This window comes from Stappia sediminis (assembly GCF_009826895.1).
In the GTDB taxonomy this organism is placed as follows: Bacteria; Pseudomonadota; Alphaproteobacteria; order Rhizobiales; family Stappiaceae; genus Hongsoonwoonella; species Hongsoonwoonella sediminis.
The window spans coordinates 154,647-181,335 of sequence record NZ_WUMV01000006.1; the positions used below are offsets into that span (position 1 = coordinate 154,647).

The following is a 26,689-nucleotide window of genomic DNA, read 5'->3' on the forward strand; positions in this document are numbered from 1 at the left end:
GGCAGCCCCCGCCCGCGTCCCTCGCTTGTCGCGGAGGATTTCGCCAATTTCAAGCGCCAAACGCTCAATTTCCGCTAATCGGCTCCAGATTTTGCCACGCTGCGGCAATTAGCTCACGGGTGTAGTCCTTCACCGGGTGCTCGAAGATCGCCTCCGTCTCCCCGGCCTCGACGATCCTGCCATGCTGCATGACCATCACCTGGTCGGCGAGCGCGCGCACGACCGCGAGATCATGGCTGATAAAAAGGTAGGTGAGCCCGTGGTCGGCCTGCAACTTGCGCAAGAGTTCGACGATCTGCTTCTGGATCGTGCGGTCGAGCGCGGATGTCGGCTCGTCGAGCACGACGAGCTTCGGTTTCAGCACCATGGTCCGGGCAATGGCGATGCGCTGGCGCTGGCCGCCGGAAAACTCGTGCGGATAGCGGTTGCGCATCACAGGATCGAGGGAGACCTCCTCCAGCACCTTGCAGGCGCGCTTGTCCCGCTCCTTTGCGGACAGACCAGGCTCGTGCACCAGCAGGCCTTCGGTCACGATCTGCCCGACGGTCATGCGCGGGGAAAGCGAGCCGAAGGGGTCCTGGAACACGAGTTGCATTTCCCTTCGCAGCGGGCGCATCTCGCGCTTGCCGGCGTTGGAGATGTCGTGGCCTGAAAACCGCACCCGGCCCTGATGCGGCAAAAGCTGCAGCAGCGCGCGGCCCAGCGTCGACTTGCCGGACCCGCTTTCGCCGACGATGCCGAGCGTCTGCCCTTCCCTCACCGTCAGCGTCACGTCGTCGACGGCCTTCAGCACCTGCGGCGCCTTCAGGAAGCCGCCGCCGATGTCGAAGGCGACGGACAGCTTCTGCCCTTCCAGCACGATCGGGCGGTTGTCGGGCACGGCGTCTTTGCGCCCCTCCGGTTCCGCGTCGAGCAGCATCTTCGTGTAAGGGTGCTTCGGCGACGTCAGAAGGCTTTCCGCCTCGCCCTCTTCCACGACCTCGCCGTCCTTCATCACATAGACCCGGTCCGCGATCTGGCGCACGATGCCAAGGTCGTGGGTGATGAACACGACCGCCATGCCGAGGCGCTTTTGCAGGTCGGCCAGAAGTTCCAGGATGCGCGCCTGCGTGGTCACATCCAACGCCGTCGTCGGTTCGTCGGCGATCAGCACGTCCGGGTCGTTTGCAAGCGACATGGCGATCATCACGCGCTGGCGCTGCCCCCCGGAAAGCTCGTGCGGATAGCCCTTGAGCTTTCCTTCGGGCGACGGGATCTGCACGAGCTGCAAAAGCTCCAGCGCCCGCTTCTTCGCAGCCGACCAGGAATAACCGCCGTGTTCCACCATCGGCTCGCAGAGCTGGCGCTCGATGGTATAGAGCGGGTCGAGCGAGGTCATCGGCTCCTGGAAGATCATGGTGATCTTCGCGCCGCGGATGCGGTTGAGCCGCTTCGCCGGCAGGCCGAGGATATCGTCGCCGCGATAGAGCACTTCGCCCTTCGTGCGTCCGTTTTCGGCCAGAAGGCCCATCGCAGCCATCATCGTCTGGCTCTTGCCGGAGCCACTTTCGCCGACGATCGCCACCGTCTCGCCCTTGGAAACGGAGATATCGACGCCCCTGACGGCCTTCACCGTGCCCGTCGGCGTGTCGAAATCGACTGTAAGCCGCCGGATGTCGAGGACGGCGCCTCTGTCGTTCGTGTCTTTCACCGTCATCTCTCAGCGATCCTTCGGGTCGAGCGCATCGCGCAGTCCGTCGCCGATGAAGTTCAGCGCGAAAAGCGTCGACGTCAGGAAGATCGACGGGAAGATCAGCATCCAGGCGGCCCCTTGCACGTTGCGCGATCCTTCGGAAATCAGAACGCCCCAGCTCGTCATCGGCTCCTGCACGCCAAGCCCCAGGAACGACAGGAAACTTTCGAGCAGGATCACCTTCGGGACGAGCAGCGTCATGTAGATGACCACCTGCCCGAGCGTGTTCGGGATGATGTGGCGTTTGAGAACGCCTGCGTTGTCGACGCCGAGCGCTTCGGCCGCTTGCACGAACTCCTGCCGTTTCAGGCTCAGCGTCTGTCCGCGCACGATACGCGCCATGTCGAGCCACTCCACCGCGCCCACGGCAATGAACATCAGCACGAAGTTCCGCCCGAAGAAGACGACAAGCAGGATGACGAAGAAGATGAAGGGCAGCGAATAGAGGATATCGACGATGCGCATCATCAAGAGATCGACACGCCCGCCGAGGTAGCCCGACACCGCCCCGTAGACGACGCCGATGGCGATCGCGACGAAGGTGGCGAGCAATCCGATGGTAAGGGAAACCCGGCCCGCGATCAGCGTTCTCGTCATCAGGTCGCGGCCGTTTGAATCGGTACCGAAGAAGAAATAGAGCGTCTTCACGTCGGCGCGCACCGTGGCTGATTTTTCATCCGCCGAGAAATCGTAGATCTCCGCGTTCTCGAACAGGTCGGACCGGTCGATGTAGCGGGTCACGCGCGGGTCGATCTTGCGCGGGGAAGAGATCCTCGCGGTAAAATTGCCGCTTTCCACCGTAAGTTCGTCGACCGTCACCCGCGCGCGGCGGAGCACGCTCTCGATTTCCGGCGTCACCTGGTCGGCACGCGGATAAGGTTCAAGGCTCGCCGGCACCTTCACGTATTCGCGGTAGACCTCGTCGTAGTCGTGCGGAGACAGGAGCGGGCCGATAAAACAGGCGATAGCGACCGCCACCAGCACGACCATGCTGGTCACCGCCGCCTTGTTGGCGAGAAGCCGGTCGCGCGCATCGTCCCAGAGCGAACGCCCGCGCACCGCGGATGCCGCCTTGAGGTCTCTTTCGTCCGTCGTGCTGGTCATTAGGGTCAGGACCTATTGAATTGACGGAAATGGCACCTGAAACGGCAAAGAGATGCAAGGAGAAGCGCGCGGGGCGGGTTGACTACCCGGCCAAGCGCTTCGACAAGGCAGGTCAAAGCCGTTTCGGTGTCTGAACAGATATGGCCGATCTGGCCGGCTACATTGTCGAAAAACCTTGAAAACCAGATGGTTTCCTGCGTCCTTGCTCCTCGTATCCAAGCAAATCGGCTCATACCATTTCCCTCAATTCAATAGGTCCTGACCCTTGGACCTCAGTCGTAGCGCACGCGCGGATCGAGGAGCGCGTAGAGCACGTCGACGATCAGGTTGAAGACGATGACGAAGACGGCGACCATCACCACCGTCCCCATGACGAGCGTGTAGTCGCGGTTGAGCGCGCCCTGCACGAAGTATCGTCCGACGCCGGGAATTCCGAAAATCGTCTCGATGACGACGGAACCGGTCAGCAGTGCCGCCGCCGCGGGCCCGAGATAGGAAATCACCGGCAGGATCGCGCCTCTGAGCGAATGCACCACCACGACCGCGTAGTTCGACAGCCCGTAGGCGCGCGCCGTCCTCACGTGGTTGGAGCGCAGCGCCTCGATCATGGAGCCGCGTGTCAGCCGCGCCACCACGGCGATTTGCGGCAATGCGAGCGTTATGATCGGCAGGATCATGTTTTGTGCCGCCCCGTTGTTCCACCCGCCGACGGGCAGCAGGCCGAGCCAGACACCGAAGAAGAGCGTCAGCAAGGGGGCGACCACGAAATTCGGGATCGTCACGCCGATGGTCGCCGCCGCCATCATGGCGTAGTCGGTGCTTCTGTTCTGCCGGAGCGCGGCGATCATGCCCATGAAGCCGCCGGCGACGAGCGCGAGCAGCAGGGCGGATGCGCCAAGCTTGATGGAGATCGGCAGGGAAGCGGCGAACAGCTCGTTGATGGAGAAATCGCGGAAATAGAAGCTCGGGCCGAAATCGCCGGAGGCGACGCTTTTGAGGTAAAGCAGGTACTGCTGCCACAGCGGCTTGTCGAGCTGGTAGATGCGCTGGAGGTTTTCCATCACCTTCGCCTCCAGCGGCCGTTCCAGGTCGAACGGCCCGCCGGGCGCGACCCGGATCAGGAAAAACGAGATCGTCACGATCAGAAAAAGCGTCGGGATCGCGCTGAGCAGTCGGCCCAGTATATATCGCGCCATCGTCGTTTACGCCTTTCTCGGTTGGCTGCTCGCCACACAATTCCGTTCAAGTTGACTACGCATGCGGCAAGGAAACACAACGGCCCTCCGTGCCCCCCAAGCATGCAATATCCGCCCCCTCACCCGGCGCTGACGCGCCGACCTCTCCCACCAGGGGAGAGGTGGGAGTCTGGTGCGACGCCAAGCGGATCCCGAAACTCGGAATACTGCGCAAATTGCCCGTTGACACTTTCTGTCAGTGCGATTGGGAGCGCAAATAATCGATGCAGAGAGGCGCCGCCGTCGTCCCCTCTCCCTTGAAGGGAGAGGGCTAGGTCACGGACCCATAAATAAGGCCGGAATGGCGCTACAAACGGCAAAGAGATGCCAGGAGAAATGCGCCGGGCGGGTCGGCCACCCGGCCAAGCACTTCGACGTGGCAGGTCGAAGCCGTTTTCGCGTCCTTTCAGGATATGGCGGATTTGCCCGGTAACACCGTTGCAAACCTTTGAAAACCGGATGGTTTCCTGCAGGCTTGCGCCTCGTATCCAAACAAATCCGCGCATACCATTTCAGTCTTATTTATGAGTCCGTGACCTGAGGTGAGGGTGGCATCGCAAAGGATGACCCGCGAAAAGATGAAGAATGACGCTGACCGCGATTGTTTCGCGGCCAGCGGTTTCATTACTCCGAAATGCTCATGTAGCGGCTCGGATGGACGTTCAGGAGGTTGTCCTCCCAGCCGTGCAGCTTGTTGGACACAAGGCTGCGCGATCCGTAGTAGAGCATCGGGATATACGGCAGGTCGCGCATGAAGATCGCTTCCGCCTGCTTCAGGATGGCGGCACGCTTTTCAAGGTCCGTCTCGGCGGCGGCGTCGTCCATCAGCTTGTCGTATTCCGGGTTGGCGTAATTGGCGTAGTTGAAGCCGTCATTGTCGGATTCCACGAGGAACAGGAAGTTCTGCGGGTCCGAATAGTCGCCGATCCAGCCTGCGCGCGCGACGTCGAAGTCGCCTTTCTCGCGAAGATACGCATAGTGCGTCTTCGTATCGGTATTGACGAGGCTCACGTTGACGCCAAGCGGCTTCCACATGTCGGCGACGGCAACCGCCGTGTTCTTGTTGTTTTCCGAGGTGTTGTAGCGCAGCTCCAGCGAAAGCGGATTGTCGGGGCCGTATCCGGCCTTCTCCAGCAGTTCGATCGCCTTGTCCTCGCGGTCGATCTGGGCCATGTCCTTGTAGTCGGCATAGGCCGGCTCGCCGTAGTTGCCGATGCCCGGCGGCACGAAGGAATAGCCGGCGACCATGGCCGCGCCCCAGATTTCTTCCGCCAGGAACTCGCGGTCGATGGCCATGGAAAGCGCCCGGCGAACGTCCGGGTTCTTCAGCGCCTCGTCCTTGTGGTTCAGCGCGTAATAATAGGTGCCGAGATAAGGCGCGACGCGGAACTGGTCGCCCAGGGTCTCGCGCATGAATTTCGTCTGCTCGGCCGGCGCCTCGTTGTTGGAGTGCAGTTCGCCCGCCTGGAAGCGGCGAAGTGCTGCGCCCTGGTCTTCCGTCGGGTAGAACATCACGGTGTCGATCGCGACGTCATCGGCATCGTGGAAATTCGGGTTCTTCGTCACCTTCACGTGGCTGTTCGGCACGAATTCGGCCAGCACATATGCGCCGTTGGTGACAATGTTTTCGGGCTTCACGAAATCGGTGCCGTACTTCTCGACGCTCGCCGGGTGGACGGGAAGTCCGGTCTGGTGCGTCAAAAGGTCGAGGAAGTAAGGCGTCGCCGCTTCCAGCGTGATTTCCAGCGTGTGGTCGTCCACCGCATTGACGCCGAGGTCCTCCACCTTCGCCTTGCCGGAATTGATGGCTTCCGCATTCTTGATCGGGTAAAGGATGCTTGCGTATTTCGCGCCCGTCTCCGGGTTCATGATACGGCGCAGCGAATAGACGAAATCGCCTGCCGTCACCGGGTCGCCGTTGGACCATTTGGCATCATCGCGCAGCTTGAAGGTATAGACCGTGCCGTCGTCGGAGAGTTCCCAGCTTTCGGCAACGCCGGGCACCGTCTCGCCCTTGGCGTTGAAGGCGGTCAGGCCTTCGTAGATATCGCGCAGGATATGGCCTTCGTAAACGGTCGAGGTCTTGTGCTGGTCGAGCGTTTCCGGGTCGGCGTTATTGCCGCGATGGTAGACGACTTCGGCAGCCGCCGTCAGCGATGTGGCCGCGACGAGCGCTGCCGCGAGCAGGCCCGTCCTGAATGACTTGTACATATAGTCCTCCTCCCCTTGGCGAGACCGGGGTTTGAACGAATTGCCATGAAGCCTGCGTGGCGGAATGCCCCGCAGCAGTCCATGAGGTGCCGGATTGGGCGGCTTACGTATTATTTATTTCCTCACCGCGCCAGCCCGGTGCGTGAAAAATATTTCACCGTCTGAGGCATTTCGCAATGACGGGAACAGGTCTTTCACCGCCAATGCACGAAAAAGCTGAAAATTTTTTCGTGTAAGCGGATTACGGGAAAATCCTTGCGAAATATCGCAGTTTTGATCGATTTTTCCTTATCCGCCGCGGCATCCGGCCCCTTGTTTCACAGGACTTTTCCAAGTTTTCGACATAAAGTTGAAGGCTGACGGCTTGCATTCGGGCGGCTTCGCTGTCTCTTGCATCAGTCGTATCACTTGTTTTTGAAGTACCCGGCCGCAGAAACGGGGCTCATGAGGGACACAGGGCGGAGACTTGCGTGACGACACAAAAGCTTAAGGACGTGGTCGCGGAGAAGATCGCGCTCAAGATTATCGACGGAACCTATCCGCAAGGCGCTGTGCTGCCGACGGAGACCGAGCTCCTGAACGAGCATGGCGTCAGCCGCACCTGCCTGCGCGAGGCGCTTCAGGTCCTGTCGGGCAAGGGACTCATTTCCTCCAAGCCCAAGCGCGGCACGATCGTTCGTCCCGATGTCGACTGGAACTTTCTGGATGCGGCCATGCTCGAATGGCGCCAGAAGGTCATCCCGGCCGACATGATCCTCGCAGAACTCACCGCCATTCGCGCCATGGTCGAGCCGGAAGCCGCCGCGCTTTCGGCGCTCAACGCCTCCGACGAGCAGATCGAGGAGATGGGCCGCGCGCTTGACGACATGCGCGTTGCCGAGGGCCGCCGCACCCCACAGACGATGGAGGCGGACGTGCGCTTCCACCGGCTGATGCTGGCCGCCAGCGGCAATCTGCTTCTTTCCGGCCTCGGCGCCTGCGTGGAAGGTGCGCTCAGGGCGTCGATCGCCGTCACCTCCCGGCCCGAGGTGGAGGATCCGATAGCCCTTGCCCAGCACGCGAACGTGTTCGACGCGATTCGCGATCGCGACCCGGAAAAGGCGCGTCACGAGGCCAAGGTTCTCCTGCAGATGACGCGCGAACTTCTGAGGAAGGCGAAAGCGGTGGCGTGAGCGCGCACTGCGAGCGCCTGTCCTGATAGCGGAATAAGCCCTACGAGCCGAAAAGCAGGCGTGTCACCCAGGCGGGCGGCCAACCCGCCGCCGACAATTCCGTCTTGGAAAAGAGAACCGGCAGGTCCTGGCCGGAATCGAATTCGACGCGCACGATCTGCGCGCGCGTGACCGGCTTGAAGGTGTTCTGGAATTCTCTGGGCAGTTTTCCCGCCACCGGATATAGCCGCTTGACGGTGCCTCGATAGCTCTTGAACCCGACGCTCACCTTGATCGGGTCTCCCGGCTCAAGCCGGTAGAGTGCGCCTTCCGGTACATAGGCAAGCACGAAAGGATCGCCCTTGAAGAGTTCCAGGATCTCCTCTCCCGCCCGCACGACGCTGCCTTGGGAGGCGTGCAGATAGCCGACGACGCCGCTCTCCGGAGCCCGCAGGATACCGCCGGCATAGATGTCGCGGAGCCGGGCCACCGCGTCCCTGGACGCCGAGACGGCCGCCACCAGGTCGGGCAGGTTGCCTTCCATCGTTTCCCGTTCGGCGTCGATGCGGGTCAGGTCCTCGAAGCTGTCCAGTTCGTGATTGACGATTTCCGCCCGCCGGTCGACGCGCAGCAGCGCCTTGTCGCGCAGCTTTTCGCTGAGCAGCCGCGCTTGGCGCGCCTCGTCGGAGCGCCGCGTCACCAGGGGATAGATCGCGTCGTAGACCCGGGCGCGCGTCTTGAGCTCGGTCGCCCGGCCAATGCTTTGCGCCATGTCGGTGTAGAGACGCGCCAGCGTCTGCTCCACCTCCTGCGAGCGAACCTGCGCGAGGATTTCGCCCTTCTGCACCCGCGACCCTTCCTCCACGTTGAGTTCCTTCAACAGGGCGGGATATTCGGTCGCGATCACCACCCGGTCGCGCATCACCAGGCCCTCGGCGCGGAAGTAGACCATGTTTCCGACGAACGTATCGGCGATCCACAAGAACAGGCCGCAAAGCAGCCCAAGGTATACCCAGCGCCCCCAGGACCGTCCCCGGGCCCGGATCTCGTTTTGCAGCGTGTCGTAGCGCGGTCTCCGGCGTAGACGCATCGGAATATCCCCTGCTTGTCCGGATTTCGGACCCGGACCTAGAACTTGTCGGCCTGTTTCAGGACCCTGCTCGGGACATAGGTGTCCTGGTACGATTTTCTGAACATGAGCTCGTCCAGATAGGCGTAAACGCTCACCGCGCGCAGCACGTAGGCGTTGAAGAGCGCATATCCTGGAACGTAAGGAAGCAGGCGCAGGTCGCCGTAGTGACCGGCAACCGACACCGCGGCGATGAACGAAACGGTCGACGCGATGATATAGGCCATCGATACGACGAGGATTATCGTCCAGGCGAAGACGCCGTAATACCCGAAGAGCCAGATCAGGTAGACGAAGAATCCCGCCGGCAACAACGCCTGGAAGAAGAGGATATCAGCCGTGCCGAGCACGTTCTTGAGCGAGAAGTTCGGCAGGAACGGATTGAACATGCCGCGGAACTTGCGCACGCGGATGCGGATCAGGCTTCTGTTCCAGCGCAGCCTCTGGCGCACCAGCGCCCCAAGCGTCTCCGGCACGTCGGTCAACGCCCAGGCGTCCGGCTGAAAGCGCACGGCCCACCCGGCCCGGCGCAGCTTGATCGTGATGTCGGCATCTTCGCCCGGCCCCACTTCCCAGCCGCCGATGGAAACCAGGGCTTCCTTGCGAAAGGCTGCGAAAGCGCCGGAGGCGATGAAAACCGTATCGAGCATGTTGGTGACCATGCGGCCGAGCGATATAGACTGGAGATACTGGATCGCCTGGAACCTCGAGAGAAGCGAGGCGCGCTTGTTGCGAACCGCGATATTTCCGGAAACCGCCCCAACCCTTGGATCGCTGAATGGAGCGACGATCTGCTCGATCGCGTCGCGGTCGAAGCTCGTGTCGATATCGGCGATGATGATGATATCGCCCGAGGTATGGATCAGGCCGAGGTTCGCCGCCGCGCTCTTGCCTCCCCTCAGGCCGGTCGAGAGGAAACACTGCACGGTGCCTTCGCGCTGAAGCTGGCGCCCGACGGTGGCCATGTCGTCGGTGGAACCGTCGTCGACGACGACCATCTGCGCATCGCCGAGCGTTTGCTCGCGAAGGCCCTCGACCGTCTTGCGCAGGGATGCGCCTTCATTGTGCCCCGGCAGGAGGATACTGATTTTATGGGAACGCTGGCCCTGCAGACGCGGCGGGCGCATGCACCTTGCTCCGGCAACCACGAGGACCGAGACGAAAAAGCGCGGGATCTCGAAAATGACGGCATGCCAGAACATGGCGAGAAACATCGGCAGGCTCAACTCGCTGAACAGCGAGACACTGTCGCTCAGCATCCGCAAAGCTCCTTGAGCAATCCGTCGATCTGTTCGCCCTCGAAAACCTTCGTGTCGATATTCATCGTCACGCCGACGGCCGCGCGCAGTTTCGCCATGATGCCTTCGCCGACATCGGCCGCCCCGGCCGCGTCGGTATCGGCAAGACAGACGGCGAGCCCCCTCGGCAGGCTTGTGGTGACGTCGCTCTCGTGGAAATCCTGCACGGCGATCTCCAGCGCGAATGCGCACACGTTGAGCATGCCGCGCCTGCCGATCCGCTCCTCCAGGTCGGCCGTGTCGAAGTCGAGCTTGAGTACCGACATCGGCCGCCCGTGGCGGCGCATGTCCCGCAGCCGGCTTTGCGTGATCAGCTTGAAGTCGCGCAAGGAAAGCCTGCCGCTCTGTCCGTCGTCGAAGCCCGTGCGGGGCAGCTTGCCCGCGCGCAACGCCGCCAGCCCGTCGGGTAGCAGCGAGTAGTGATACCAGTCGCGCGTTTCGCTCTCCTCGCCGCATGTGTATCCGCCGCAGCCGGAGCAGGTGAAGCCGACGTCGGGCTCCGCCATCGACGCGCCGCAGCACCCGCAGGAAAAGACCGCCCCGGGCTTGTCGTAGTCCACGCCGTAGTGGCGCAGCTTCTTGTTGCACTTCGGGCAGACGTACCCCTCGCGTTGCTCGAAATCGGTCTGGCTTGCCTGCGTGCCGCAGGCGTAGTGATGGACGAGCGCGCTTTCGGTGAGGTTGCTCGACCGGCAGGAGATGCAGACCTCCCTTGCGAATATGCGCGAGGAATTGCAGTGGCGGCACAAATGCAGTCTCTGGCAGAATTGCCTTTCCAGCAGCCCGGCGTCGGCAAGGCGTTCCAGTACCGGACGGGGGTTGTCCATCCCGCGCAGGAGCGGATAGCCGATGGCTTCTGCGTGCTCCGGCCGCCATTCGGCGCCGATCTTGCGCTCGCGCGTATAGGCCAGCGAAAGGGCAAGCAACCCGTTCCGATCCACTCCCCTGGGAATGGCGGGCAACTCGACCAGCCGCGCATAGATCGGCAGCAGGCTCGTGATCGCCGAGACGAGCGCATTCGGCGAAGGGTCTTTCAGGACGAAGTCCGCCCTTTCGCCGAAGTCTTGCGAAAATGCGATCAAGGGAGCGGCGGGATTGCCGCTTTGCGCCACGAACGTTTCGAAATCGCCGATGTCGTCTTCCGTCTCCGCGATGATCAGGTCGAAGTGCGATGCCCGGTCGGTGACGAAACGCAACCGTCCGAATGTCGGCAGGCTGGCCGCCAGCCGCTCCGGTGCGAAACAGAGGATTTTCGCATCGTCCAGAATTTTTGCATGGGCGCTGGAATCTTTGGGCCGCGCAGAATTCGCCGCTGTCACGGCGCCTTGTACTGCATCCTGGGTCTCGTAAATCGCGTATGCGTTTACCGCTTCACTCTTACTCATCGACCCACCAGCAGCGTTACGCGCTATAATACGTTGCTCTTATTGTGGTGAATTAAGTTAAAATAAGATTATTAATGATGTTTTTAACAATAACCTTAGGATACATCCTGCCAAACCAGCATTGGATTTGGCGACAGGGATATGCTCAAGATATTGATACTTGAGCGATTTCCGATCGCTTGATCGGTCCCTGTCGTAGTGCGGATTACAAGCCAACCGTTCGGGAAGGCGAAGGCGGCAGCCTGGCTGCATTCATGTGCGTTCAGCCGAAGAGGCGCGCGAACACGCGTTTGCTGACGGCGAAAGATCGTACCCGTTCGATGCGCGTTTCGAACTGTCCGGAATAGACTTCGCGCACCATCGCCAGCTTGGAGGCGAAGGTGTGGTCGATCTCCAAGGCGAATTCGCGTTTGCCGTTCCGCACGATCCGTCCGGACATATCCTGGCCGTTGATGCGGAAGTTGACCGTGCTGCCGACGGCGGCGCCGCAGTTCCCGGCAAACCGGATGCCGGATATCGAGATATCGAGCATCTGGAAATCCGCCGCCCGGTCGCCGAAGAGGAGTTCGACGGTTCCCCTTGCCCGCATCCTTTCGCTCTTGCGCATCCTCGGGCGCTCCACGCAGCAGGCGATGGCGATCAGGAGAACGGTAATGTTGTACCAGCTCCAGAACAGCGCCACGACGCTGGAACTTTGCAGCGGGCCGTTGGGATCGGCATAGAAGGAATAGCCGATGGAGGCGAGCGTCGCGGCCAGCATCACGCCGAAGAAGCGGATCAATCGCCACTGGACGACCGTCTTGCTCCGGTCCCCGCCCTTGGCCGTCACCGCGAACTTGTGCCCCTTCGGCTTGACGATGCCGAGCGCCACCGAAAGGAGGACTTCCCGCATCGTAAGAAGCTGGGCGACATCGGTCAGGATCGGCAGGATGCGCGTGCCCGAAAGCCAGCCGATCACGCCGACATGGCCGACGAAATAGGGCACGAAATACGAGATCCCGTCCGAGAGGGAGACGTCGATCGCCTTCAGGTCGAACAGGAAATAGGCGATCGGAACGACAAGGCTGGCGAAACGGAAGAGATAGGTGCCGGCCCAGTAGAGAAAGCTCTCGACGAGAGCCAGCCTGTCTACGACCCCCAGTCCGCTGGCGGGGTTCAAAGGCCCGTCGCGGCTGGCGAGGATTTGCATGAAGCCCAGGCACCAGCGGCTTCGCTGTGTAACGTATTCGTTGAGCCCCTCCGGCGCGAGGCCGAGCGACAGCCGCTCGTTCAGATAGGCGGTCTGGTAGCCATGCTGCTTCAGGCGGAGCGTCAGCAGGTAGTCCTCGGTGATTGAGGTGACCGGAAAGCCGCCAGCCGCCTCCAGCGCCTGCCAGCGGATGACGGAAGACGTGCCGCAGCAAAACGCCGTGCCCCATGCATCCTTGGAGGGCATCAGCACGTCGAAGAAGAAGCGCTGCTCGTCCGGCCACACGTCGGCGGCACCCAGGTTCGACTGGATCGGATCGGGGTTGATGAAGTGCTGCGGCGTCTGCACGATGCCGACTTGCCCGTCGCGAAAGAGCGTGAGGCAGCGTTTCAGGAACGCGCGCGTCGGCACGAAATCGGCATCCAGGATCGATACGAATTCCGGTGGCTCCGGCAGGTTCGCCACACGCGCCAGCGCATGGTTGATATTGCCTGCCTTGGCGTGCGCGTTGTCGGTGCGCGTGAGATAGAGGCAGCCGAGGTCGCGGCAAAGATCGGCCAGCCATTCTCGCCGCCCGTCGTCCAGCACCCAGACCCTGAAGTTTTCATGGTCCATGCCGAGCGCGCCGGCGATGGTGCGTTCAAGGATTTCCCGTTCCTCGTTGAAGGTGCAGATGAAAACGTCGACGAGAGGCGCGCGTTCGCGTCCGCCCACCGCATCGCTCCGGCCTTCGGCAAGCGCTGCATCCACGAAGGGGGTGCGGTCCTTGACCCTGGAAAGGGTGATCAGCGTCAGGATCGAGCCGATGGACGCCAATCCCTCGATAGCCAGAAAGCCGACCGCGAAAACGAAATCCTCCGTGTCGGCGGATGACGGCAGCGTCTCGGTTACCCGCCAGTGGAGGTATCTGAGCGTCAGGAAGATGATCGCGTAGACGGCAAGCCACCGCCAGCGTCCTTCCGGGCGCATCCAGGGCAATATCAGCAGGCAGCAGCCGAAGACGACAAGCCCCGGCCCGATGCCGTCCTGTATCGCGGTCAAAAGGGGGTTCATTTTCCGCCCTTCACCCCGGCGCTTTTACCGCTTTCGAAGATGACGCGGCCCGTCTTGCCGACCATGCAACTCTCGCCGCCGCCAAGCCCCGTAACGCTCACCGTGGCGCGGTAGGGTTCCTTCTCAAGCGCGGAAGGAAGAATCGCAAGGTTCGCCGGCGCGGAGGCGACGCCGCTCAACTGGACGATCCTCGCCGGATATTTCCGCCCCCCCTCGCGCAGGATGAAGGTCGCGGCATCGCCGAGCGAGAGCTTGTTGTAGACCTGCTCGTTCACCGCCGTCGTCACCACCGCCTGGCTGCAATCGAGCAGCCGGGCGATGTCCTGCCCGCGCACCACCTGCTCCCCGTCCGCGACCAGCGGCTCCCAGATCCGCCCGCCGATGGGGGCTGCGACGGATGCGAAGGATGCCCGGCGATAGTTCGCCTGTTCGTTCTTGCGCGCACGCTCAAGAGCTTCTATGCGCCGGCTCTTCGCCTCGATCGCGACCTCAAGGTCGGCGATCCTGATCGTGATGTCGTCGAGTTCCTGCATGGACTGCGGGCGGTCGTTGTAGTTGTCGCCGATGAAGACGCCCTTGCGCAGCGCCTCGATCTCGACGCCGATCTGGTTTCGCCGCGCCGCGGCTTGCGCCTTCCTGCCCTCATGCACCTTGAGGGCCGCGGTGGCGTCCTCCGTTTCCGCCTTTGCCACGACCGAGCGTTCGAAAAGGGTGTTTCGCCGCTCCAGATGCGCCCTGGCGCGGTCGATCTCGGCTTCGATGGTGGCGATTTCCGCATCGGCTTCATCGAGCCGGGCCTGAAGCTCCGCGATCCGGCCCTGTCGGAAATCTTCCACCTGGCGGCGAAAGGTCGCCTGCGCGTGCAGGAGCGGTTCCTTCGAGGCGGCCAGCGCGTCGCGCTCGATCCTTGCCGTGTCGATTTCCCGGCCGAAGTCGATCAGCCGCCGGCGGTCGGCGTGCGGATCTGAAATCGTGGCAAGAACCGTTTCCTTCGCGAAAACGCCGTTCAGGTCGTTCAGATCCGCCTTGAAGTCGACCACGCCCTCGATGGGTGCGCGGATCGTGACGAGACGCGCATTCACCAGCGCCTGCGTGCTGGATACCTGGAAGAGGCGCATCGCCGGTCCCCAGCCGGCCAGGATCACAAGCGCGATGCCGAGCGCGCTCTTGATGAGCCTGCTCCAGATCCTGCGTGGCTTTTTGGCGGGCTCCGGCTTGCGAAGGTCCGGAGCGGGCTCGGCGGTTTTCGTTTCAGGGACGTCGCGCGGTTTGCCGGGCAAGGGCCGGGCAAGCTGCTCGCACTCCTCAAGGGCGAGCTGCACCAGTTCCTTCACATTGCGCTGGTCGAGGCCGGCAGGATTCTGCGGCCTTCTTTCGCGACTATCGTTTGCAGCCGTTCTTACCGGCTGAATTCTCAGCTTTCTTGCAGCCATAGAACCACCCTGCGATCAATCCAAGGATTGACTTCGCCCCCTTTGTTGACGCAGGTGTATCCGAATTGAATGAAATCGCCTTTAATAATCAAAGTTAAGATTGCTTATATATACTGTAAAGGAAATATTATAGAATTCTTCTTTCTCAAAATTATATCAAGTTGTTTTTAAGTAAAAATTGTATGAATATTCAAACATGCTGCCAGAAATGCAGGAACTTCAAAATCCGACCGGACGTTGCCAATTGCGTTCCCTCTCCCTCGAAGGGAGAGGGTCAGGGTGAGGGTGAAAAACAAAAAACCGCAGCCCCTACCCAGCAAAACCATCCCGTTCCAGCCTGTAGACGCGGCAGTCGTCATTGCCGAGGCGTTTTCGTTCGATGAAACGGAAGCCGAGGCGTTCATAGAAGCGGTGGGCGCGTATATTCGCAACGGTCGGGTCCAGCAGCACCGCCTTCACGTGTGGATCGGCGAAACACTTCTCCAAAGCGAGCCGCATCATAATTCCGCCGAGCCCACGGCCGAGGTCGGCCTCCTCGCCGATCCATATGTCGACGGCGCGCAAGTCCGCTTCCACGTCGCCCCAATAGTGCGTTTCCTCGCGTGCCGGGTCGATGATCCGGATAAAGCCGACGGGTCGCCCCTTTTCCTCCGCGATCATGCACTCGCCCCAGTCGGCGTCGTTTTGGAGTTCCGCTTCCCAGTTCCCGTCGTGGTTGGCGCCCAATCCTTCGCGCACATGCGCCTTGGTGTCCCAATAGCGCAGCATCGGAACATCCGTCATCGTGGCAGGGCGTAATATCATGGAAAGAAATCCCGTTTTCTTTGGTCTGTGCGTGAAACCGACCATCGCCAGGGAATGCCGGCGGCTCAACTATCATCCAGCGTAGCTTAAACAACTTCCCGGCATAGAAGCTTCGACTCCCCTCCAGCCTCGCAAATGTGCTAGACGATGCCGCCTTGGCTTTCGAGTTTCCAATCAGATACGGTCAATGGCCCCGCCCCTACTGCATATCCGCGACATCGCGCTCACCTTCGGCGGCACGCCGCTTCTCACCTCCGCCGAACTTCAGGTGATGGAGGGAGACCGCATTGCGCTCGTCGGGCGCAACGGTTCCGGCAAGTCGACGCTTTTGAAGATCGCCGCCGGCCTTATCGAGCCCGACGCGGGAGAGCGTTTCCTGCAGCCGGGCCGCACCGTGCGCTACCTGCCGCAGGAACCGGTTCTGACCGGCTTCGATACCGTTCTCGATTATGTGCGCGAGGGGCTGGCGCCGGGCGATGACGCCTATCGCGCCGATTATCTGCTGGAGGTTCTGGGCTTGTCCGGCGATGCCGACCCGTCCAGCCTGTCCGGCGGTGAGGCGCGCCGCGCCGCCCTTGCCCGCACGCTTGCGCCCGAACCCGACATTCTCCTTCTGGATGAGCCGACGAACCATCTCGACCTGCCGGCGATCGAGTGGCTGGAAGGCGAGCTAGCCTCGCTCAAATCCGCCGTCGTTCTGATCTCGCACGACCGCCGTTTCCTGGAAAATCTGTCGCGCGCCACCGTCTGGATGGATCGTGGCGTCTCGCGGCGGCTCGACAAGGGCTTCAGGCATTTCGAGGAATGGCGCGACGACGTCTATGCGGAGGAGGAGCGCGAGCAGGCGCGCCTTGCCCAGAAAATCCGCCGTGAAGAGCACTGGATGACCTACGGCGTGACGGCGCGGCGCAAGCGCAACATGCGCCGCGTGCGGGAGCTTGCCGACTTGCGCGACAAGGCGCGAAGCTATCGCGGCCCGCAAGGCTCCGTCACGATGAGCGCGACGGAGGCCGAGGTTTCCGGCAAGCTCGTTATCGAGGCGAAATCGATATCGAAGTCCTACGGTGCGGATCCGGTCGTGAAGGAATTCTCGACCCGCATCAACCGGGGTGATCGCGTCGGGTTTGTCGGCCGCAACGGTGCCGGCAAGACGACGCTCATTCGCCTGCTGACGGGCGATCTTGACCCTGACAGCGGCTCCGTGCGCCTCGGTGCGAACCTCGAGATGGTGACGCTCGACCAGAAGCGCGAGCACCTGAAATCCGAAGATACGCTCATGGAGGTTCTGACCGGCGGGCGCGGCGATACGGTGGTACTCGGCAACGAGACCAAACATGTCATGAGTTACATGAAGGACTTCCTGTTTCAGCCCGAGCAGGCGCGCACGCCCGTCGGCGTGCTTTCCGGCGGCGAGCGTGGCCGGCTGATGCTCGCAAGGGCGCTCGCCCGACCATCAAACCTTCTCGTGCTGGACGAGCCGACCAACGATCTCGACCTTGAAACGCTCGATCTCCTTCAGGAGCTTCTGGCCGATTACGCCGGCACCGTGCTTCTCGTCAGCCATGACCGCGATTTTCTGGATCGGGTCGCGACCTCCGTGGTCGTCTCGGAAGATGGCGGCATCTGGCGCGAATATGCCGGCGGCTATTCCGACATGGTCGCCCAGCGCGGCGAAGGCGTGACGGCGAAGCGCATCGAAAAGACGCAGCGTAAGTCGGATGACGCAGCCAAGAAGCAGAAACCCGCCCCGGCGGCGAAAGCGCCTTCGAAGTCGAAGCTGACATTTACGCAGGCGCACCTTCTCAAGACCCTGCCGGAAACGATTGCCGGTCTTGAGAAAAAGCTCTCCAGCCTCCAGTCCCGGATGGACGATCCGGACCTCTACAGCCGGGAGCCGCAAAAATTCGCAAGGCTCAGCGACGAGATCACAAAGCTTCAGGGCGAACTCGACGCCGCCGAAGAGCAGTGGCTGGAACTGGAGATGCTGAAGGAGGAGAGCTAGAGCGCTTTCCGGTCAGGCGGAATCGCCTGACCGACAAGAATTCGCTCAGTCGATCCTCAGAACGCACTTTCCTTGACGATAGTTTCGCCATCCAGCGTGATCCGCAAGGGAGCGGATATCCCCGCCTCGGTCAGCGCTACGACGAGCCTCATTTTCTCCCGGTCGGTATTTTCAAGGATTTCTCCTTTACCCTCCTGGATATAAAAAGCGTCGAGATCGTACGCGATGGATATTTCCTCGCCGCGCGGGCTGGCGCTTACCCGGCCTCGGATCGCGAGCGCATCGTCCTGCGGGCGCTCCTTCGAAATGGCAACGGCGCGGGCCGTCCCCTCCCCGTCCCGCTCCAGCGAAACATAGACGGTGTCACCACGCGCAAGCTCTTGGCCGGGCACCAGCAAATCCGCCGGAACGCGCTCGATTTCAAGGCTCACGATCACATAGTCGCCGCGCAGAAGATCGCGCGGGTCGACGGGCCGCATGGCGAGGACCACCTCCTCGCCGGTCATGTGAACGCGGATGCGCTCGGCAAGAGGTGTCGCAACGAGGCCGAGCTGGATGAGCGCGACGAGACCCCATTTGAGATAAGCCTTGCGGTCGCCCGGTCTGCTCATGCCGCGCCCTCCGTCCCGGTGCTACGCCTGCGGATGTGCCAGGCGCTTAAAGCCGCAACGGCAATCAGCAGGATACCGGCAATCAGGAAGAACAGCGACTGGCCGATCAGCGAGCCAATCGTCTCGTTCAAGAGCCAAAGCACCACCGCCGCCGTGCCGATATGACCGAAGACGGTCCATGTTCCGAACCCGGCCACAGCGCCCGCCGCGCTCACCCCGACAGTAGCCGCAAGGGAAAGTGCCGCGACAAGCACGACCGTATCCGGCGCGATCGCGCCCGCGAAAACGGCGAGAACAGCCACGCTTACGGCGGCGCCGGCCGCCAGCGTCTCGAACCGGTCGGCAGAGCGGGCCAAAGCGGGGATAAACCCGGCCGCCGCCAGCAATATCATGATGGGAACCGGCCAGAACCCGAGCACCGCGCCTGCCGGAAGCCCGCTTCCCACATCCGACATCGCAAGGATCAGCGAGAGAACGACAAGGCCGATCAGCACCACCGCACCAGCATCGAGGGCGGACCTTGCGAAGAGGAAAACACCATCCTTTTCAGCGGCTTCAGGTAGCCTGCTTTCTGAATGCCGCAGCAGCGCAAGACCCCAGACCGAAAGCGCGGCGGAAAAGACCGAAAACGCGAAAATTATCGCGTTTTCGAATTCGGAGTGCATGCCTCCCGCTTCCATCAGAACACGCAGGAAGACGGCGAAAACGAGCGCCAGGACAGCCCAACGGCCAAGCCGGGACGGATGACGGACCACATGCGCAATCATCGCGGCGACCAAAAGCAACGCGACGCCGGTTTCCGTCGCATTCAAGGCAACCGGATCGCCGCGGGCGAAGACCCAGGAAATCGCCGAAATTGCCGCCACGACAAGGGCGGCGCGCGATTGTGCCAGCCATGCGGCGGCAAATGCGCCGAGCGTGGCGAGCATCGCGCCCGCCGGCCAGTCCTGCGGCAAATGGTAGATCTGACCCACAAGCGCGAGCCCCGAGATGAAGACCAGCACCGCGAACAAGGTCGCAAGATCCGCGATCACCTCGCGCCCTCTGGCAGCTGCATATGCGGCAAGAAAGTTCGCTCCAGCGATCGCGACAGCAATTCCGGCAAGCTTTGCGACACGGGGGATAAACGTCCAGTTTGCCGCGACGAATGCAGCGACGGCAAGCGCAAGGCAGATCACGCCTATGATCGCGAAAACGGCGGGAAGACGGCTGCGTCCTTGCGCCCGCGAGGCCACATCGGCGCGAATTCTGCCAGCCGCGCCCTCGTCCAGATAGCCTTTTGCGACCCAGTCCTTCAGGTCGTTGTCGAGCCGGCGGCGGTAGTTGGCATCGAGGATCAAGACATGCATCTCCCTTGCGCCAATTCATACCATGAAGGAGCAAGGCCGGGGATTTTTCAATCTTAACCGAACGCCGCAAAAAGCCGGTACAGCACGCCGGCAAGCAGCGCGGAGACAGGCACCGTGACCACCCAGGCCGCCAGGATCGTCGTGAGATGGGCACGGCGGACAAGCTTGCGCCGTTTCGCCTCGATCACCGACTTGTCGCCGAAATCTGACCTGACATCCGAATGAGATGGCGATTCAGATACGGCCCGCAACCTCCTGCGGCCGTTGTACCATTCGCGAAACAGGCCGACGCCGAAAACCGCACCGACGACGATGTGGGTGGAACTCACCGGAAGCCCGAACCACGACGCGATAATGACAGTGATCGCGGCGGAAAGCGCGACGCAAAAAGCGCGCATGGGATTGAGCTTGGTGATCTCGCCACCCACCATCCTGACCAGTTTCGGGCCGAAGAACAGCAAGCCGAAGGAAATGCCGAAGGCCCCGATCACCATCACCCAGATGGGAATCGGCACGACGATCGAGAGGAAATCGCCCTCCACGGATCGAACGATCGCCGCGAGCGGTCCGACGGCATTCGCGACGTCATTTGCGCCATGGGCGAACGAAAGAAGCACCGCTGAAAGGATCAGCGGCAGATGGAAAACCTGACGCAACGACCGGTTCGAATTGTCGAGGCCCTGAAGCCTTGAGGCGACATAGGGCCGCGCCAGCAGGAACACAGCGACCGCAACGGCGAAACTGACGGCGAACATCATGGGAAATTCGAGCCCGAACCCGTGATGCACTCCCTTCAACATGAGATAGAAAGCGAATGCGCCCGCCATCACGGCGATCAATACAGGCACCCAGCGACGCGCGGCCGCCAGTTTGTCGTCCCTGTAGATGATGTTTTCCTTGATGAACGCCAGGAACAGGACGGCAATCAATGCACCGAGGAATGGAGACGCCACCCAGCTTGCCGCGATCGCCGTCACCCCGGGCCAATTGACGACCGAAAGACCGGCGGCGGAAACGCCGGCCCCGAGAACGCCGCCGACGACGGAATGCGTGGTGGAAATCGGCGCGCCGACCCAAGTCGCGAAATTGATCCAGAGCGCGGAGGAAAGAAGCGCCGCCATCATTGCCAGTGCGAAGGTGCGATGGTCCGTCATGATCATCGGATCGACGATGCCGCCGGCGACCGTTTCGACAACGCTGCCGCCGGCGATCAGGGCGCCCGCGCTTTCCGCAATCGCGGCAAGGACGAGTGCGCTCATCATGGTCATCGCGCGTGCGCCCACGGCCGGGCCGACATTGTTCGCGATGTCGTTGGCGCCTATGTTGATCGCCATGTAGCCGCCGATTGCGGAGGCCGCCGCCACAAGCAGCCAGTCCGGTTGATCGACGAAGAAAAGCCCCGAAAGGGCCGCCGAGAACCCGAGGAAAAGCAGCGCGAGACCGGGCCCGACAAGCGTTTTCGCCAGCAGCGAGGTCGCTTCCTCGACGCTTGTCAGCTTGTCCAGATCCTTGTCGAGAGTGGCCTTGACGGACGCCTGGTCGGAAATCGGCATGTCGCCTGTTACCATGAATGCGAAATGTTTGTTGTGGAGCTTGCCGACAAGCTTTTTGGTGAGTGGCCGCGATGCCGTAACATCAATCGGAAAACTGACGGTTTTACGTCACTTCGCCTGGAAATTTCCGCAAGAGAGCCGCGAGTTCCGGCTCATCGACACGGCCTGCCGCGATTTCGCATGTAGTCCAGTGGATCTCGCGTTGGCCCTGCTCCGGCCATACATCGCATTCTTCACTGACCTCAAGCGGAAATACGGAAACGCGCACGCGCCGATTAAGCCCCGATTCAAGCCATTTCAGATAGCTGTAGTGGCCGAATTCCCTTGGCGTCAAACGGCCGCGAACGCCCACCTCTTCGTAGGCTTCCCGGGACGCGGATTCGCCGAGCGTCCTGCCCTTTTGGGGCCAGCCTTTCGGCAGGACCCAACGACCGGTATCACGGCTGGTCGCCAGCAGCACTTCAACTGTGCCGTCCGGCCTGAGGCGCCAGGGAAGGGCCGCAGTCTGGATGGCCGGCGGTTTGCCACCGAGGAATAGACGAATTCTTTCAATCAGCCGCAAGGCAAGCGCCTGAACATCGGGAGCAAAGCCAACCGGCCTCCCGAGTTCACCGGCCGCCTGCCGCTTCAGATTGGGGTCGAAAATCGTCAATTTCCGTCAGTCTCCAGTTCAGGTCTCATATTCGTTGCGCTCTGCGGCGAATCACCAATAGCGCACTCATTGCACTTATATGGGCCTGTTTGATAATTTTCAATGGAACGCGCACAAATTACGCCTTTGTGAGATTCTCAACAAATATTACGCTACGGAATCAATCTACGGGCACCCGAATATGCCCGCAGATCAACAACTTCGCGGCGTCGGCTCGCGTTCGGATTCAATTCGTCCGTAACGTCACATTTCGTCGGTGTGAACGATTTCACGGGTCTCGCGAAAGCGAATATCAGGATTCTTTTCGCTGATGTAATTCACTTCCCAAGCACTTTTGAACAGGAACACGGGCTTGTCGTCGCGGTCGTTCGCCACATTCACGCGGTTGGCTTCCAGGAATTTCTTGAGCACCAGATCATCGTCCGCCTCGACCCAGCGCGCGGTGTTGTACTGAACCGCGTCGAAGCCGATTTCCGTCGAATATTCCTGACGCAGCCGCTCCACCACGACATCGAGCTGAAGCACGCCGACGACGCCGACGATCCAGTTCGATCCGATCGCAGGCTTGAAGATCTGCACGAGGCCCTCCTCGGCCAGATCCTCAAGGCCCTGACGCATCTGCTTGACGCGCATGGTGTCTGACAGGCGCACGCGGCGCAGAACTTCCGGCGCAAACGCGGGAAGACCCGTGACGTGAATGTCCTCACCTTCCGTAAGCGTATCGCCGACGCGAAGCTGGCCGTGGTTGGGAATGCCGATAACGTCCCCGGGATAGGCCGTTTCCGCGATTTCCCGCTCCTCGGCGAAGAAGAATATCGGCGCGGTAACCGCGATCTGCTTGCTGGCGCGAACATGCTTCAGCTTCATGCCGCGCTTGAAGGTGCCCGAGCAAAGCCTGACGAAAGCGATCCGGTCCCGGTGCTTGGGATCCATATTCGCCTGCACCTTGAAGACGAAGCCGGAAACCTTGTCCTCACCGGGCAAAATCCGCCGTCCCGTAGCGGGCTGCGAATGCGGCGAAGGCCCGTGCCTGGCGATAAAGGATATGACCTCGTCGATCCCGTAATCGCGCAGGGCGGAACCAAAGAAAACGGGCGTCATGTGGCCCTCGAGGAAGGCCTCGCGATCGAATTCCGGATAGGCTTCCGAGCCGAGTTCCACGTTCTCGGTCAATTCTTCCATGACCCGGTCGAAGACCACGCCCGTCAGTTGTTCGTCATCCAGGCCGGTGACCGGTTTTACGGTATCGAACGGACCCCCGCGATCGCCGCTCGAAGTGCGGAAAAGCTTGTTCTTCCAGTCATAAACGCCAAAGAAATCGGACCCCATGCCGACGGGCCACGTCATCGGCGTGACGTCGAGTGCCAGCGCCTCCTGTATTTCGTCAAGCGCTTCCAGCGGATGACGCCCCTCACGGTCGATCTTGTTGACGAAGGTGATAATCGGGATATCGCGCAAGCGGCAGACTTCGAAGAGCTTGCGGGTCTGGGCCTCGATGCCCTTTGCCGCGTCGATGACCATGATCGCGGCATCCACCGCCGTCAGCGTGCGGTAGGTATCTTCGGAGAAGTCTTCGTGGCCGGGTGTGTCGAGCAGGTTGAAGACGATGCCGTCGCGTTCGAACGTCATGACCGAGGACGAAACGGAAATGCCGCGTTCCTGCTCGATCTTCATCCAGTCGGAGCGTGCCCTGCGCCGTTCGCCGCGCGCGCGCACCTGCCCCGCCGCGCGGATAGCGCCGCCGGAAAGCAGCAGCTTTTCCGTAAGCGTCGTCTTACCGGCGTCCGGATGCGAGATGATGGCGAAGGTGCGCCGGTTCTCATACGGAATCGCGCTCGCTTTCGCCACTGGTTCGGCGTCGATGACGCTCATGATGCCTCCTGAGACATTGAAAAAGGCAACGCCGGACGGAATTCGAATGAGAATACGTCCCGCGCAGGGAACTTTGCTGCCACATATGGCGCTTCGTTGGGCGCCGTCATAGTGGAGAGCGGCGAAAAATGCCAGCCCCGCCTATTTGACGCAGCCGCCAATTGACCTAACGTCGACCCACTTGCCACGTTCCAAAGCCGGGATTCCCTTGAAGTTGAGCCAGCCCGCCGAGACGAACCGTTTACTGACCGTCGTGCTGGCGGTGCTCGCCCTGCTTGCCCTGACCGCCGCCGTCCTGCTTGCCATGGGCCGCGTGCCGATCTGCACTTGCGGCGAAGTAAAGCTATGGACCAACGATGTAACCTCTTCGGACAATTCCCAGCATATCGCCGACTGGTACACTCCCTCCCATATCATTCACGGCTTTCTGTTCTATTGGTTCGCCTGGCTGATTTTGCCGAAAATGGCCGTTGGCTGGCGTCTGATCCTGTCGATCATTGTCGAGGCTTCATGGGAAATCGTCGAAAACAGCCCGATGATCATCGACCGCTACAGGGAGGCGACGATTGCTCTGGGGTATACCGGCGACAGCGTGCTGAATTCCATTTTCGATATTGTCTGGATGATCGTCGGCTTCGCGCTTGCCTGGCGACTGCCGGTCTGGCTGACGGTTGCAATCGCGCTTTTTTTCGAGGTGCTGACGGCGGTCCTCATCAGGGACAATCTGACCCTTAACGTGATCATGCTCATCTGGCCCGTCGAAACGATCAAGGCGTGGCAGACCGCCGTCTGAGGCTTATGAATCGCCGCCGAAGACTTCATCCACGACGTTGACGACAAGCGCCGTCGTCCAGCCGAACATGATGAGGCCGACCGACGCCTGAAACGATGCGACGAGCCGCCAGTCGTCTTCCAGAACGATGTCGCCATAGCCGAGAGTAGTGAACGTTACCATCGAGAAGTAGAGCGCCGTCGCAAGACCCTGGATCGCCCCCTGCCCCGCGTAAACCAGCGCCCAGATCAGGGCCTCCAGAACGCTTGCGACGAACATGAGGAAAACGAACAGGGCCACGATCAGTGTGCCGCGCAGTTTTTTGGGTCGGTTGCGCGTATGACGATGAACGAAGGAGAGGCCGGCGAACATGAAACCGGCGTGGATGAATGTCGTAGCAAGGATCATTCCGGCTATAAAGCCCGCAATGTTGACCATCGAGCGCTCCCGACGAAGAAATAAGGGCGATGTTCCGCCGCTTTGGAACATCGCCCTTTCTTTCTAACCGAGATTTCGAAAGATCATATACCGCCGAGGCACATGTATTTGATTTCAAGGAAGTCGTCGACGCCGTATTTCGACCCTTCACGGCCAAGTCCGGATTGTTTGACGCCACCAAACGGCGCAACTTCCGTTGAGATAAGCCCGGTGTTCACGCCGACCATGCCGTATTCAAGCGCTTCCGCCACCTTCCAGACCCGCGACAAGTCACGGGCGTAGAAGTAGGAGGCGAGGCCGAATTCGGTGTCATTGGCCTGGGCTATCACTTCATCCACCGTCTCGAAGCGGAAAAGCGGCGCAACGGGGCCGAAAGTCTCTTCGCGCGCGACCTTCATTTCACTGGTCACCTGGGTCAGCACCGTCGGCTGGAAGAAGGTACCGCCACGCTCGTCCGGCTTTCCGCCTGTGACGACCCTTGCACCTTTCGACAGCGCATCCTCGATGTGATCCTTCACCTTCTCAAGGCCCTGCTCGTCGATGAGCGGCCCCGTCGTCACGCCATCCTCAAAGCCGCTGCCGACCTTCAGGCTCTCGGAGACCTTCTTCGCGAGCTTTTCGGCGAACTCGTCATAAACGCCGGCCTGGACATAGAGCCTGTTCGCGCAAACGCAGGTCTGGCCCGCATTGCGGTATTTGGAGATCATCGCCCCTTCGACGGCGGCATCCACATCCGCATCGTCGAATACGATGAACGGCGCATTGCCGCCAAGCTCAAGCGAGACCTTCTTGATCTGATCCGCGCTCTGGCGCATCAGGATGCGGCCGACCTCGGTGGAACCGGTGAAGGTGATCTTGCGCACCTTGTCGTTGCCGCAAAGCTCCTTGCCGATCGCCGGCCCGTCCGTACCGATGATGACATTGAACACCCCTCCCGGAATGCCGGCACGTTCCGCCAGGACCGCAATCGCGATGGCCGAAAGCGGGGTCTGCTCGGCCGGCTTGGAAATCACTGTGCAGCCAACCGCAATGGCCGGCGCGACCTTGCGGGTGATCATCGCGTTCGGGAAATTCCACGGCGTGATCGCGCCGACGACGCCGACCGGCTGCTTCAGAACGACGATCCGCTTGTCCGCCTGGTGGCCGGGGATGGTGTCGCCGTAAACGCGCTTGGCTTCTTCGGCGAACCATTCGATGAAGGAGGCACCATAGGCGATTTCGCCCTTCGCCTCGGCAAGCGGCTTGCCCATTTCCGCCGTCAGGATCAGCGCGAGGTCATCCGCATTGGCAAGCAGCAGGTCGTTCCACTTGCGCATGGCCACGGAACGTTCCTTCGCGGTTTTCGCCGCCCACTCCTTCTGCGTTTCATAGGCGGCATCGATCGCCCGCGTCGTCTCTTCGACGCCCAGGTCAGGCAATTCGGCCAGCACGGCGCCGGTCGCCGGGTCGGTCACCTCAAAGGTCTTGCCGGAGGCCGCCTCCGACACCCATTTCCCCCCGATATAGCCCTTGGCGGTCAGCAACTCGGGATCTTTCAGGCGGGCGAGAAGTTCGCTGGAAATCGACATCTTTGCTTTCTCCCCGGCGCGCCGTCGGCCGAGCGACAATTGTTTGCTCGCGGCACGTCGTTTCGTGTTCAACTCATCGGATGAGATAGGGTGAAGCACCCGCCGGCCAATGCGTCAAGCACCAAGCCGTTGCGTTATTCAGGAAAAA

Annotated in this window: 20 protein-coding genes; 3 read left to right on the forward strand and 17 right to left on the reverse strand. The window is 61.4% G+C overall.

Going from position 1 to position 26,689, the window contains the following annotated elements; all coding sequences use genetic code 11:
* Positions 1–64: 64 nt before the first annotated feature.
* From GR183_RS12995 to GR183_RS13010, 4 genes are all read right to left on the reverse strand, one after another.
* On the reverse strand, positions 65–1,696 hold the full coding sequence (locus tag GR183_RS12995; protein WP_160776076.1) for an ABC transporter ATP-binding protein: 1,632 nt from the start codon (positions 1,694–1,696) through the stop codon (positions 65–67).
* 3 nt (positions 1,697–1,699) lie between these two features.
* Complete coding sequence (locus GR183_RS13000; protein WP_376765774.1) at positions 1,700–2,845, reverse strand: ABC transporter permease subunit; 1,146 nt, start codon at positions 2,843–2,845, stop codon at positions 1,700–1,702.
* Positions 2,846–3,108: 263 nt separating this feature from the next.
* Complete coding sequence (gene oppB, locus GR183_RS13005; RefSeq protein WP_160776078.1) at positions 3,109–4,032, reverse strand: oligopeptide ABC transporter permease OppB; 924 nt, start codon at positions 4,030–4,032, stop codon at positions 3,109–3,111.
* Between the two features lie 663 nt (positions 4,033–4,695).
* Positions 4,696–6,282 carry a peptide ABC transporter substrate-binding protein gene (locus GR183_RS13010; protein WP_160776079.1) on the reverse strand — a complete coding sequence of 529 codons (1,587 nt, stop codon included), beginning with the start codon at positions 6,280–6,282 and terminating at the stop codon, positions 4,696–4,698.
* Between the two features lie 470 nt (positions 6,283–6,752).
* On the opposite strand from GR183_RS13010, the gene GR183_RS13015 reads away from it, so the two are divergent.
* A complete protein-coding gene (locus GR183_RS13015) occupies positions 6,753–7,454 on the forward strand; it encodes a FadR/GntR family transcriptional regulator (RefSeq protein WP_160776080.1) in 702 nt (233 codons plus the stop codon).
* A 40-nt stretch (positions 7,455–7,494) separates the two neighbouring features.
* Here the strand turns inward: GR183_RS13015 and GR183_RS13020 are convergent, their stop codons facing one another.
* The 6 genes from GR183_RS13020 to GR183_RS13045 all read right to left on the reverse strand — a co-directional run bounded on the left by GR183_RS13020 (position 7,495) and on the right by GR183_RS13045 (position 15,724).
* Positions 7,495–8,523 (reverse strand): HlyD family secretion protein, encoded by a 1,029-nt coding sequence (locus GR183_RS13020; RefSeq protein WP_160776081.1) that lies wholly within the window; start codon positions 8,521–8,523, stop codon positions 7,495–7,497.
* Positions 8,524–8,561: 38 nt separating this feature from the next.
* Positions 8,562–9,821 (reverse strand): glycosyltransferase family 2 protein, encoded by a 1,260-nt coding sequence (locus GR183_RS13025; protein ID WP_160776082.1) that lies wholly within the window; start codon positions 9,819–9,821, stop codon positions 8,562–8,564.
* Positions 9,815–11,245 carry a TackOD1 domain-containing metal-binding protein gene (locus GR183_RS13030; protein WP_160776083.1) on the reverse strand — a complete coding sequence of 477 codons (1,431 nt, stop codon included), beginning with the start codon at positions 11,243–11,245 and terminating at the stop codon, positions 9,815–9,817. Before GR183_RS13030 ends, GR183_RS13025 begins: the two co-directional genes overlap by 7 nt.
* A 262-nt stretch (positions 11,246–11,507) precedes the next feature.
* Complete coding sequence (locus tag GR183_RS13035) at positions 11,508–13,487, reverse strand: glycosyltransferase (protein ID WP_160776084.1); 1,980 nt, start codon at positions 13,485–13,487, stop codon at positions 11,508–11,510.
* On the reverse strand, positions 13,484–14,920 hold the full coding sequence (locus GR183_RS13040; RefSeq protein WP_160776085.1) for an HlyD family secretion protein: 1,437 nt from the start codon (positions 14,918–14,920) through the stop codon (positions 13,484–13,486). The genes GR183_RS13035 and GR183_RS13040 overlap by 4 nt, the downstream gene beginning before the upstream one ends.
* 309 nt (positions 14,921–15,229) lie before the next feature.
* Positions 15,230–15,724: a GNAT family N-acetyltransferase gene (locus GR183_RS13045; protein ID WP_160776086.1), complete on the reverse strand. Its 495-nt coding sequence runs from the start codon at positions 15,722–15,724 to the stop codon at positions 15,230–15,232.
* Positions 15,725–15,911: 187 nt separating this feature from the next.
* Here GR183_RS13045 and GR183_RS13050 point away from each other — a divergent pair, with 187 nt between their 5' ends.
* The gene (locus GR183_RS13050; RefSeq protein WP_160776087.1) at positions 15,912–17,726 is read left to right on the forward strand and encodes an ABC-F family ATP-binding cassette domain-containing protein; all 1,815 of its coding nucleotides are present in this window, start codon (positions 15,912–15,914) and stop codon (positions 17,724–17,726) included.
* A 56-nt stretch (positions 17,727–17,782) separates the two neighbouring features.
* Here the strand turns inward: GR183_RS13050 and GR183_RS13055 are convergent, their stop codons facing one another.
* The 5 genes from GR183_RS13055 to GR183_RS13075 all read right to left on the reverse strand — a co-directional run bounded on the left by GR183_RS13055 (position 17,783) and on the right by GR183_RS13075 (position 23,763).
* The gene (locus tag GR183_RS13055; protein WP_160776088.1) at positions 17,783–18,337 is read right to left on the reverse strand and encodes a GDYXXLXY domain-containing protein; all 555 of its coding nucleotides are present in this window, start codon (positions 18,335–18,337) and stop codon (positions 17,783–17,785) included.
* Complete coding sequence (locus GR183_RS13060) at positions 18,334–19,677, reverse strand: DUF2157 domain-containing protein (protein ID WP_160776089.1); 1,344 nt, start codon at positions 19,675–19,677, stop codon at positions 18,334–18,336. The genes GR183_RS13055 and GR183_RS13060 overlap by 4 nt, the downstream gene beginning before the upstream one ends.
* A gap of 62 nt (positions 19,678–19,739) precedes the next feature.
* Positions 19,740–21,239 carry an inorganic phosphate transporter gene (locus GR183_RS13065; RefSeq protein WP_160776090.1) on the reverse strand — a complete coding sequence of 500 codons (1,500 nt, stop codon included), beginning with the start codon at positions 21,237–21,239 and terminating at the stop codon, positions 19,740–19,742.
* A gap of 103 nt (positions 21,240–21,342) precedes the next feature.
* Positions 21,343–21,891, reverse strand: coding sequence for an NUDIX hydrolase (locus tag GR183_RS13070; RefSeq protein ID WP_244313731.1), 549 nt, complete (start codon positions 21,889–21,891; stop codon positions 21,343–21,345).
* 243 nt (positions 21,892–22,134) lie between these two features.
* Positions 22,135–23,763 (reverse strand): peptide chain release factor 3, encoded by a 1,629-nt coding sequence (locus GR183_RS13075; RefSeq protein ID WP_160776091.1) that lies wholly within the window; start codon positions 23,761–23,763, stop codon positions 22,135–22,137.
* Between the two features lie 160 nt (positions 23,764–23,923).
* On the opposite strand from GR183_RS13075, the gene GR183_RS13080 reads away from it, so the two are divergent.
* The gene (locus GR183_RS13080; RefSeq protein WP_160776324.1) at positions 23,924–24,556 is read left to right on the forward strand and encodes a DUF2585 domain-containing protein; all 633 of its coding nucleotides are present in this window, start codon (positions 23,924–23,926) and stop codon (positions 24,554–24,556) included.
* Positions 24,557–24,559: 3 nt separating this feature from the next.
* Here the strand turns inward: GR183_RS13080 and GR183_RS13085 are convergent, their stop codons facing one another.
* Both GR183_RS13085 and GR183_RS13090 read right to left on the reverse strand, forming a co-directional pair.
* The gene (locus GR183_RS13085; RefSeq protein WP_160776092.1) at positions 24,560–24,973 is read right to left on the reverse strand and encodes a potassium channel family protein; all 414 of its coding nucleotides are present in this window, start codon (positions 24,971–24,973) and stop codon (positions 24,560–24,562) included.
* A gap of 83 nt (positions 24,974–25,056) precedes the next feature.
* The gene (locus GR183_RS13090; protein ID WP_160776093.1) at positions 25,057–26,541 is read right to left on the reverse strand and encodes an NAD-dependent succinate-semialdehyde dehydrogenase; all 1,485 of its coding nucleotides are present in this window, start codon (positions 26,539–26,541) and stop codon (positions 25,057–25,059) included.
* Positions 26,542–26,689 lie beyond the last annotated feature (148 nt).

Excerpts from the sequence above, each read along its gene's own strand:
- GR183_RS12995 (WP_160776076.1), bottom strand. The coding sequence starts at position 1,696 with ATGACGGTGAAAGACACGAACGACAGAGGCGCCGTCCTCGACATCCGG.
- oppB (WP_160776078.1), bottom strand. The coding sequence starts at position 4,032 with ATGGCGCGATATATACTGGGCCGACTGCTCAGCGCGATCCCGACGCTT.
- GR183_RS13010 (WP_160776079.1), bottom strand. The coding sequence starts at position 6,282 with ATGTACAAGTCATTCAGGACGGGCCTGCTCGCGGCAGCGCTCGTCGCG.
- GR183_RS13020 (WP_160776081.1), bottom strand. The coding sequence starts at position 8,523 with ATGCGTCTACGCCGGAGACCGCGCTACGACACGCTGCAAAACGAGATC.
- GR183_RS13025 (WP_160776082.1), bottom strand. The coding sequence starts at position 9,821 with ATGCTGAGCGACAGTGTCTCGCTGTTCAGCGAGTTGAGCCTGCCGATG.
- GR183_RS13030 (WP_160776083.1), bottom strand. The coding sequence starts at position 11,245 with ATGAGTAAGAGTGAAGCGGTAAACGCATACGCGATTTACGAGACCCAG.
- GR183_RS13035 (WP_160776084.1), bottom strand. The coding sequence starts at position 13,487 with ATGAACCCCCTTTTGACCGCGATACAGGACGGCATCGGGCCGGGGCTT.
- GR183_RS13040 (WP_160776085.1), bottom strand. The coding sequence starts at position 14,920 with ATGGCTGCAAGAAAGCTGAGAATTCAGCCGGTAAGAACGGCTGCAAAC.
- GR183_RS13045 (WP_160776086.1), bottom strand. The coding sequence starts at position 15,724 with ATGATATTACGCCCTGCCACGATGACGGATGTTCCGATGCTGCGCTAT.
- GR183_RS13050 (WP_160776087.1), top strand. The coding sequence starts at position 15,912 with ATGGCCCCGCCCCTACTGCATATCCGCGACATCGCGCTCACCTTCGGC.
- GR183_RS13055 (WP_160776088.1), bottom strand. The coding sequence starts at position 18,337 with ATGAGCAGACCGGGCGACCGCAAGGCTTATCTCAAATGGGGTCTCGTC.
- GR183_RS13065 (WP_160776090.1), bottom strand. The coding sequence starts at position 21,239 with ATGCCGATTTCCGACCAGGCGTCCGTCAAGGCCACTCTCGACAAGGAT.
- GR183_RS13075 (WP_160776091.1), bottom strand. The coding sequence starts at position 23,763 with ATGAGCGTCATCGACGCCGAACCAGTGGCGAAAGCGAGCGCGATTCCG.
- GR183_RS13085 (WP_160776092.1), bottom strand. The coding sequence starts at position 24,973 with ATGGTCAACATTGCGGGCTTTATAGCCGGAATGATCCTTGCTACGACA.
- GR183_RS13090 (WP_160776093.1), bottom strand. The coding sequence starts at position 26,541 with ATGTCGATTTCCAGCGAACTTCTCGCCCGCCTGAAAGATCCCGAGTTG.